Source organism: Streptomyces sp. NPDC127114 (assembly GCF_042677525.1).
Taxonomy (GTDB): domain Bacteria; phylum Actinomycetota; class Actinomycetes; order Streptomycetales; family Streptomycetaceae; genus Streptomyces.
In genome coordinates this window covers 196,661-205,394 of the sequence record NZ_JBHXTJ010000005.1, presented here as the reverse complement: position 1 = coordinate 205,394, position 8,734 = coordinate 196,661, and the positions used below count along the sequence as shown (strand labels likewise).

Genomic DNA, 8,734 nt, shown 5'->3' with positions numbered 1-8,734 from the left:
GGTGCGGCGCCCCGCCCCCGTATTACGGCACGGCCGCTCCTCTCTCCGTGGGCCCGGGCGGCCGGGATGCCCTTCTCATGCCGCCTTGGTTCCCGCGGCCGGCCGGCGCGCAGGTGCGGACGTGACGGGCGACGGCTAAGCCGACGGGGGACATCAGGCTCCCTTCCTCGCGACGGCGAAGATGCGGCGGAACGGGAAGGCGGTGCCGTGGGGGCCCGGGGGGTAGGCGGCGCGGAGGAGGTCGCGGTACTGGGCGAGGAAGGCCTCGGTGGCCGCGGGGTCGTCGCGGAGCGCGGTCAGCACGGGACGCAGGGCGGTGCCCTTCACCCAGTCGAGGACGGGGTCCTCGCCCTTGAGCATCTGGATGTACGTGGTCTCCCAGACGTCCGTCTCGCAGCCGAGGTCGGTCAGCCGCTGCAGGTAGTCGACCGGCTCCAGGATGTGGACGTAGCGCCGCCCCTGGTCGCCCACCCGGTCGCGCCATTCCGGGGTCTCGCACAGTTCGCCGAGCAGGGCGTGGCTCGGTGAGGTGAAGTTGCCGGGGACCTGGAAGGCGAGGGTGCCGCCGGGTCGCAGGCCGTCGATCCAGACGGCGAAGGACTCGGGGTGGTTGGGCACCCATTGCAGGGCGGCGTTGGACACGATCAGGTCGTACGGCTCGTCGGGTGTCCAGTGGGCCGCGTCGGCGGGCCGGAAGTCCAGCCAGCCGCCTCCGGCCGTGGTGCCCGCCCAGTCCTTGTCGGCCCGCTCCAGCATCTCCGGGGAGAGGTCGAAGCCGGTGATGTGGGCGTCGGGCCAGCGGTCGGCGAGCAGGGCCGTGACGTTGCCCGGGCCGCAGCCGATGTCGGCGATGCGGGCGGGACGGAGTCGGTTCGGCAGCTGCGGTATTCGTGCGAGCAGATCGAGGAACGGTCGGGTCCGGTGACCCGAGTGGCGCAGGTACTGCTGTGGGTCCCACGTGGGTGCGGCGGAGTCCACGGAATGCATGTTCGAAGCCCCCTTGCTGGAACGAGTTGCCGAAACGGAACGGAGTTCCGGCCCGGTCCCTTCCCCATAGTCAAGAAGACTATATCTCGATGTCAAGAAACTCGATATCGAGATTCGTGACATCAAGAGACTTTATGTCAACAGACCCTCTACACTGATCGCCATGGAGGACGAGGTCGACCGACTGGTCGCTGCATGGCGCCGCGAGCGCCCGGACCTCGACGTGGAACCGCTCGAGGTGCTCAGCCGTGTCTCACGCCTGGCCCGCCACCTCGACCGCGCTCGTCGACTCGCCTTCTCCGAGCACCAGCTCGAGCCCTGGGAGTTCGACGTCCTGACCTCCCTGCGCCGGGCCGGCGCGCCCTACCAGCTCTCCCCCGGCCAGCTGCTCACCCAGACCCTGGTCACCTCGGGCACCATGACCAACCGCATCGACCGGCTCGCGAAGAAGGGCCTCGTCGAACGGCTCCCCGACCCCAGCGACCGCCGCGGCGTCCTGGTCCGCCTCACCCCCGAGGGCCGCGACCGCGCCGACCAGGCACTGGCCGGACTGCTCGCCCAGGAGCGCGCGATCCTGGCCCGCCTCTCCCGCACCGAACGCGGCGAACTGGCCGGACTGCTACGCCAGCTGACCGCCCCGTTCGACAACATCCCCGGCTGAGACGGGCGCCGGGTCCTCCGCCGGCCCGACACCGGCCCGCCGGGCCAGCGCCACCGCCGCGAGCGTCGAGTGCACGCCCAGCTTCCCCAGCACGTTCTGCATGTGCGTCCGCACGGTGTGCGGCGACAGGAAGAGCCGCTCGGCGACGGCCTTCCGCCCGAGGCCGGCCACCATGCAGCGCAGCACCTCGCGCTCCCTCGGGGTCAGCGACTCCACGAGCTGCTCGCTCTCCGTACGGTGGCGCCGGGCCTCCGTCAGCTCCCGCAGCACCCCCGTCAGCAACGCGGGCGGCAGGTGCGTCTCGTCCCGCAGCACGCCCCGCACCACCGCGAGCAGCCGCTGCAGCGAGCAGTCCTTGGCCACCCAGCCCCACGCGCCCGCCTGCAGCGCGAGCGCCGCCCGGTGGGCGTCGTCCCGCTCCGCCAGCACGACGCTGCGCAGACCCGGCCGCCCTTCCCGTACCTGGCCCACCAGCTCGACCCCGTCGGCACCCGCCAGGTCGGCGTCGACCAGCAGCACGTCGAACCGCCGCCCCTCCGCGGCGGCGCGGTCCAGACAGCGCAGGGCGGCGGGCCCGCTGCCCGCCGCGGCGACGTCGACGTCCGGCTCCGCCGCGAGCGCGGCCGCGAGCGACTCGGCGAAGACGCGGTGGTCGTCCACCACCAGGACACGGATACGAGCCACGGACACCCCCAGTCGGTCGAGGAACGTCCCGGCACGGGTACGGCGCCGGGGGGCGGGTCCCGTCGGTCGCGCGGCCGCCGCCGTGCCCTGACAGATACCCCCGCCCCGGGCGCCGTACCCGGCGGGTCTCGATACCCCTGATCAGCACCGGCCCCCACCGGTGCTGCGCACCAGAGTAGGGGCGCCCTCGGCGCCCCGCGGCTAAATCGCGGAAGTCCACCCCGGCGCGCGGCCGGTCACCCCACGCGGCGCGCCCCGGCGGACGGCACGGCGCCGAGCACACCGGGCTCGGCGTGGCCGGCCCGCTCGAAGGCGCCCCGTACGGCCTTCGTCACGTCCTCGGCGAGCCCGTCCTCCACCAGCACCACGGCGGAACCTCCGAAACCGCCCCCCGTCATCCGCGCCCCCAGCGCCCCGGCCGCCACGGCCGTCTCGACCGCGAGGTCCAACTCGGGGCAGGACACCCGCAGGTCGTCCCGCAGCGACGCGTGGCCCTCGACGAGCAGCGGGCCCACCGCGCGCGGCTCCCCGGCGTCCAGCAGGTCGATCGTCCGGGCCACCCGGTCGTTGTCGGAGACGACGTGCCGGACGTACCGACGAACCGTTTCGTCGGTCAAACGCCCGAGGACGTCGGGCAGTTGCACGGCGTCGACGTCGCGCAGCGCCCGCACGCCGAGCGCCCGCGCACCCGCCTCGCACCCGGCGCGCCGCTCCGCGTACGCGCCGTCCCCGAGCGCGTGCCTGACCCGCGTGTCGACGACGAGCAGCCGCAGCCCCACGGCCGCGAGGTCGAACGGCACCTGCCGGTACGACAGATCGCGCGTGTCCAGGAACAGCGCGTGCCCCTCGGCGGCGCACGCCGAGGCCATCTGGTCCATGATCCCGCACGGCACGCCGACGAAGGCGTTCTCGGCGCGCTGCGCGATCCGGGCGATCTCGGGCCCGGAGAGCCCGAGCCCGTACAGCTCGCTCAGCGCGAGGGCCGTGACGACCTCCAGGGCGGCCGACGAGGAGAGCCCGGCGCCCGTGGGCACCGTCGACGCCAGGTGCACGTCCGCGCCGCCCACCGCGTGCCCGGCCTCCCGCAGCGCCCAGACGACGCCCGCCGGGTACGCGGCCCAGCCGCCGCCCGGGCCGCCCTCGCCGGGCTCGAGGCCGGCGACGTCGAGCCGGACGATCCCGCCGTCGACGTCCCCGGAGTGCAGCCGCAGCACGCCGTCGTCCCGTCGGGACACGGCGGCCACGGCCGTGTGCGGCAGAGCCAACGGCAGCACGAAGCCCTCGTTGAAGTCGGTGTACTCCCCGATCAGGTTGACCCGGCCGGGCGCCGCCCAGACCCCGTCCGGGGCGGTCCCGTACAGCTCACCGAACTCCGCCGCGACACCGCTCATCCGTTATCCCTGCTCCTTCTTCCGCGCGAACGCCCACGCGTCCTCGACGATGGCCGCCAGATCCGGGCGGGACGGGGTCCAGCCGAGCCGCTCGCGCGCCGCCTCGGCGGAGGCGACGAGCACGGCCGGGTCCCCGGCGCGGCGCTCGGCCATGACCTCGGGCACCGGGTGGCCGGTGACCTTGCGGACGGTCTCGACGACCTCCCGCACGGAGAAGCCGTTGCCGTTGCCGAGGTTGCAGATCAGGTGTTCGCCGGGCGTCATCGCGTCGAGGGCCAGCAGGTGGGCCTCGGCGAGGTCGGCGACGTGGATGTAGTCGCGGACGCAGGTGCCGTCGGGCGTCGGGTAGTCGTCGCCGTACACGTTGATGGCCTCGCGCCTGCCGAGCGCCACCTGGAGGACCAGCGGGATGAGGTGCGACTCGGGGTCGTGCCGCTCGCCGCACTCCTTGTAGGCGCCGGCCACGTTGAAGTAGCGCAGCGAGACCGCGGCCAGGCCGTGCGCGGCGCACTCGCCGGTGATCATGTGGTCGACGGCGAGCTTGGTCGCGCCGTACGGGTTGGTCGGCGCGGTCGGCGCGGACTCGGTGATCGGCACGGTCTCCGGCTCGCCGTACGTGGCCGCGGTGGACGAGAAGACGAGCTTGCGCACGCCGGCCTCGCGCATGGCGGCGATCAGCGCCATGGTGCCGCCGACGTTGTTGTCCCAGTACTTCTCGGGCCTGGCGACGGACTCGCCGACCTGCGAGAAGGCGGCGAAGTGCAGCACGCCGTCGTACGAGGCGTCGAGCCACCGTGCGGCGTCCTGGATGCGGCCCTCGACGAACGTCGCCCCGGCGGGCACGCCCTCGCGGAAGCCGGTGGAGAGGTCGTCGAGGACGGTGACCTCGTGCCCCGCCTCCAACAGGTGGGCGGCGACCGTGCTGCCCACATAGCCGGCTCCGCCCGTCACCAGGTACTTACTCAACTGCTTGCCACCTCTCGGAGTCTGTCGGCCGCGGACTCCGGCGACACGTCGTTCATGAACGCGCCCATGCCGGATTCGGTGCCCGCGAGGTACTTCAGCTTGCCAGAGGCCCGGCGGACGGTGAAAAGCTCCAGGTGCAGCGCGAACTCGTCCCGGCCGGGACCCGTGACCGGCGCCTGGTGCCAGGCGGCGATGTACGGCGTCGGCGGCCGGCCGGGGCCGAAGATCCGGTCGAAGCGCCGCAGGAGTTCCAGGTAGAGCCGGGGGAGCTCCGCGCGGGCGTCCTCGTCGAGGGCGGTGAGGTCGGGCACCCGCCGGTGCGGGTAGAGGTGCACCTCGTACGGCCAGCGGGCGGCGTGCGGCACGAAGGCGGTCCAGTGCTCGCCCGCCAGGACCACCCGCTCCGCGGCCCGCTCGCGCTCCAGGACGTCCTCGAAGAGGTTGCGGCCGGTGCGGGCACGGTGGGCGAGGGCGTTGCGCAGCATGGTCGCGGTGCGCGGGGTGGCGGTGGGGAAGGCGTAGATCTGCCCGTGCGGGTGGGCGAGGGTGACGCCGATCTCGGCACCGCGGTTCTCGAAGCAGTACACCTGCTCCACGCCGGGGCGGGCGGAGAGCTCCGCGGTGCGGTCGGTCCAGGCGGCGAGGACGAGGGCGGCCCGGTCCTCGCCGAGGTCGGCGAAGGAGGCCTCGTGGTCGGAGGTGAAGCAGACCACCTCGCAGCGCCCGTTGTCGCCGGAGAGGGACGGGAAGCGGTTCTCGAAGACGACGACCTCGTAGTCCGCGGCCGGGATCTCGCTCTGCCAGTCCTCCGTGGAGGGGCACAGCGGGCAGGTGTCGGCCGGCGGGTGGTAGATCCGCCCCTGCCGGTGCGAGGCGATGGCGACGTTCTCGTCGAGCAGGGGGTCGTGCCGGATCTCGGAGGCGGACACCACGGGGTCGAGCGCGCGCCGGTCGGGGGCGTCGCGGACGGTGTCGCCGTGCGCGTCGAAGTAGAGGAGCTCACGCCCGTCGGCGAGGCGGGTGACGGTCTTCTTCACGAGGGGCCTTCTCAAGACGGGGGCTTCCATCGAACAGAACCACCCACAAAAAACCACAATCAAACATCGACGGTCAACACCCACCGCCACGCGACCCCGCGTGGTGTCACTCGCAAGAGGGTTCCCGAGGAATCGGGAGCCCGCGGAAGCGCCCCGCCCGGTTACGAGCGCTGCACCGGCACCCGGTCCAGCAGCCCCGTCCGCGCCGCCAGCGCCGCCGCTTCGAGCCGCGAGCCGACGCCCAGCTTCATCAGCACTCGCTGCACGTGCGTGCGCGCCGTGCTCGGCGCGATCGCCATGCCCGCCGCGATCAGCCGGGTGTCCTCGCCCTCCGCCACCCGGACCAGGACCTCCGCCTCGCGCGGCGTGAGCAGCCGCAGCAGCCGCTGGCCCTCGTCGTCCGGCTGCGCCGCCGGGTTCAGGAGCTCCGCGAACGCTCCCTGGATCAGCTGTGGCGCCACCGCCGACTCGCCCGCCCGCGCCTTGATCAGCGCCCGTTCGACGCCCTCGATCCGCTCGTCGTGCCGCACGTAGCCCGACGCCCCGGCCGCGAAGGCCGCCGCGATCCCGCGCGGCGAGGGCACCGGGCCGAGCACGACCACCGCCACCTGCGGCCGCTCGCGCTTGATCCGTACGACCGGGTCGAAGGTGCCCGGCTCCGCCGGCGCCGCCGTGCCGAGCAGGCAGACCTCCGGCGCGCGGCTCACCACCAGCTCCGCGGCCCCGGCCACCGGCGCCGCCGCGGCGAGCACCCGGTGCCCGCGCAGCTTCAGCGCCGAGGCCAGCGCCTCCGCGTGCAGTCGGTGGTCGTCGACCACCATGAGCCGTACGCCCATCGTTCCTCCCCCATCCCCGGGCCGGCCTTCCCCCGGCCACCCTCCCGGCAAGCTACACACTCCCCGCACACTCCCCCGCCCCGCTTTGCCCCAATCGCCGGGACACCCGCGGGAACCCACCCGCCCGGAGACGGCCGTGGGGCCCCTCCGGAACGGAGGGACCCCACGGTCACGGCGCTGCCGCCGGGCGGCGGCCGGTCAGCCGCCGGCCTTGAAGCCCATCGCCAGGTACGACTTCAGATAGGAGGTGGTCTCCTTCTTCGTCTTGCTGACGAGCCTCTGCGAGACGAAGAACCGGCCGTTCGCGTAGCGGTACTCGGCGCCGATCGAGCTGAAGCTCGTCTCGGCCGACCGGGTCTCCTTGTCCGCGGGGTTCTCCATGAGCAGCGTGGGCTTCATGCTGCCGCCGTCGATGGAGACGATCTGCCCGCCCTTGTCGTAGGGCGGCCACTTGTACGCGATGATGTTGCCGCCGTCCATGCGCAGCGGGATCAGGGTGTAGCGGTCGCCCGCGTCCGACTTGTACGGCGCCAGCTGCCCGTTGTTCAGGTCGAAGGCGACGATCTCGTTCGTCTCGTCGCCGTACTCGCCGGTGCTGCCCTCGTGCTCCTCGGTCGGCAGGTAGAGCCGGTTGTTGCCGACGACGACCTGCGTGCAGGACTCGACCGCGGCCGAACGGCAGCGGGCCGCGTAGCGGTCCGCGTCCGCCGTGATCTTCGCCTTGAGCTTGCCGGTCTTCTCGTCGATGGAGAAGAAGTCCGAGATGTTGCTGCCGTCGCCGGCGGTGTCACCGACGTCGGCCGCGACCACCAGCGGCTTGGCGGAGACGACGCCCGCCCAGTCGACGCCCTTGGGCATCTTGTACTGGGAGATCGGCGCGCCGGTCGTCGGATTGAGGTTCTGGATGATCACCGTCGGGTCGTCGGACGTCCCGCACTTGCGCACGGCGACCAGGCCCTCGCCGCCGCCGTAGCCGAGGTCCTTGCACTGCGCGGCGTCGGCCTGCGGCTTCCAGCGCGGGTTGCCGTTGGCCAGGTCGAAGGCGGCGCCGCCGTCGAGACCGCCGGCCGCCACGGTCTGGCCGTGCAGCGTGACCTCGCTGAACGTCACCTTCTTGTCGCCGGCGCTGCCGCCGCTGACCGAGGCGGACCACACCAGCTTGCCGGTGGACAGGTCGAGCAGACCCACCTCGGTGCACGGCTGGATGTAGCGCGGCGCGACCCGCTTGGCGGCCTCGAAGAGCACCGGCACCTTGTAGTCGGCGGTCATGTGGCGCGAGGCGCCGCAGACCTGCCCGGTCAGCGGCAGGGTCCACAGGACCGTGCCCTTGTCCAGGTCGTAGCCGACGACCGAGTCGACGCCCGTCTTCACGTACGCCTTGTCGGTGATCCAGGAGCCCGTGACGTCGGTGATGTCCGGGACGTTCGGCAGCTCGAGCTTGAAGGACGCGGTGGACTTCGGGTTCGCGGGGACCTTCTCCTTGCCGCCCCCGCCGATGCCGCCGCCGTCCTTGCCGCCGTCCTGGCCGGCGCTCGCGGCGCCGGAACTGCCGCCGGCGTCGTCGGTCTTGTCGTCACCGCCGGAGTTCGCGTACCAGACGCCGCCGCCGATGATCAGCACGACGGCCACGACCGCCGCGATGACGATCTGCATCTGCGCGGACAGCTTCCTGCCGCCGGCGGGCGGTACCACGGGTGCCTGCTGGGTCTGCTGGTACTGCGGCTGCGTCGGATAGCCGTACGGCTGCTGCGACTGCTGCGGATACTGCTGCTGCGGGTAGCCGTACTCCTGCGGCTGCGCGGGCGGCTGCTGCGGCGGATACCCGTACGGCTGCTGCGCGGGCGGCTGCTGGGGCGGCGCGGGCGGCTGCTGCGGGTAGCCGTAGGGCGGCTGGGCCGGAGGCTGCGCGGGCGGCGGCGTCGGCGCGCCGAAGCCCCCGGGCGGAGGGTCCTGCGGCGCACCGAACCCGCCCGGGGGAGGCCCCGGGGGCTGGTTCGGCGGGGGCGGCGGCTGCGTCATGACGTGGATACCTCGGTCGGGTCGGAAAGCGGGCGGGACGGACGGGCCGTGACGGCCCGCGCCCTCTCCGGGGGGGCCGGGACGGAGGGGGTGCCTTGCCCGACCCCCACAAACTCATGGTCTCCATCAACCGCTTGTAGGTTGAGGCGGAGA

The 8,734-nt window shown here is 73.2% G+C and carries 8 protein-coding genes; 1 reads left to right on the top strand and 7 read right to left on the bottom strand.

The features are described 5' to 3' along the window. Positions 1–153 precede the first annotated feature (153 nt). Positions 154–987: a trans-aconitate 2-methyltransferase gene (locus ACFVGS_RS07810; RefSeq protein WP_385691432.1), complete on the bottom strand. Its 834-nt coding sequence runs from the start codon at positions 985–987 to the stop codon at positions 154–156. 163 nt (positions 988–1,150) lie between these two features. Here ACFVGS_RS07810 and ACFVGS_RS07805 point away from each other — a divergent pair, with 163 nt between their 5' ends. Beyond that, positions 1,151–1,648 carry a MarR family winged helix-turn-helix transcriptional regulator gene (locus tag ACFVGS_RS07805; RefSeq protein WP_384423424.1) on the top strand — a complete coding sequence of 166 codons (498 nt, stop codon included), beginning with the start codon at positions 1,151–1,153 and terminating at the stop codon, positions 1,646–1,648. On the opposite strand, the gene ACFVGS_RS07800 is transcribed toward ACFVGS_RS07805, so the two are convergent. The 6 genes from ACFVGS_RS07800 to ACFVGS_RS07775 all read right to left on the bottom strand — a co-directional run bounded on the left by ACFVGS_RS07800 (position 1,607) and on the right by ACFVGS_RS07775 (position 8,581). Then, entirely contained in the window at positions 1,607–2,332 is a 726-nt protein-coding gene (locus ACFVGS_RS07800; RefSeq protein WP_384423423.1) for a LuxR C-terminal-related transcriptional regulator, read from the bottom strand. The two genes, ACFVGS_RS07805 and ACFVGS_RS07800, sit on opposite strands and share 42 nt — an antisense overlap. Before the next feature lie 236 nt (positions 2,333–2,568). Beyond that, positions 2,569–3,723: a galactokinase gene (gene galK / locus ACFVGS_RS07795; RefSeq protein WP_385691429.1), complete on the bottom strand. Its 1,155-nt coding sequence runs from the start codon at positions 3,721–3,723 to the stop codon at positions 2,569–2,571. Positions 3,724–3,726: 3 nt separating this feature from the next. Then, the gene (gene galE / locus ACFVGS_RS07790) at positions 3,727–4,689 is read right to left on the bottom strand and encodes a UDP-glucose 4-epimerase GalE (protein ID WP_384423419.1); all 963 of its coding nucleotides are present in this window, start codon (positions 4,687–4,689) and stop codon (positions 3,727–3,729) included. After that, positions 4,686–5,726 (bottom strand): galactose-1-phosphate uridylyltransferase, encoded by a 1,041-nt coding sequence (gene galT / locus ACFVGS_RS07785; RefSeq protein ID WP_384423417.1) that lies wholly within the window; start codon positions 5,724–5,726, stop codon positions 4,686–4,688. The genes galE and galT overlap by 4 nt, the downstream gene beginning before the upstream one ends. A 161-nt stretch (positions 5,727–5,887) precedes the next feature. Continuing rightward, positions 5,888–6,562, bottom strand: a complete 675-nt coding sequence (locus ACFVGS_RS07780; protein WP_385691426.1) for a LuxR C-terminal-related transcriptional regulator — start codon at positions 6,560–6,562, stop codon at positions 5,888–5,890. Between the two features lie 198 nt (positions 6,563–6,760). Continuing rightward, positions 6,761–8,581 (bottom strand): PQQ-binding-like beta-propeller repeat protein, encoded by a 1,821-nt coding sequence (locus tag ACFVGS_RS07775; RefSeq protein WP_385691423.1) that lies wholly within the window; start codon positions 8,579–8,581, stop codon positions 6,761–6,763. Between the last annotated feature and the right edge of the window lie 153 nt (positions 8,582–8,734).

Excerpts from the sequence above, each read along its gene's own strand:
- galK (WP_385691429.1), bottom strand. The coding sequence starts at position 3,723 with ATGAGCGGTGTCGCGGCGGAGTTCGGTGAGCTGTACGGGACCGCCCCG.
- ACFVGS_RS07810 (WP_385691432.1), bottom strand. The coding sequence starts at position 987 with ATGCATTCCGTGGACTCCGCCGCACCCACGTGGGACCCACAGCAGTAC.
- ACFVGS_RS07805 (WP_384423424.1), top strand. The coding sequence starts at position 1,151 with ATGGAGGACGAGGTCGACCGACTGGTCGCTGCATGGCGCCGCGAGCGC.
- ACFVGS_RS07775 (WP_385691423.1), bottom strand. The coding sequence starts at position 8,581 with ATGACGCAGCCGCCGCCCCCGCCGAACCAGCCCCCGGGGCCTCCCCCG.
- ACFVGS_RS07780 (WP_385691426.1), bottom strand. The coding sequence starts at position 6,562 with ATGGGCGTACGGCTCATGGTGGTCGACGACCACCGACTGCACGCGGAG.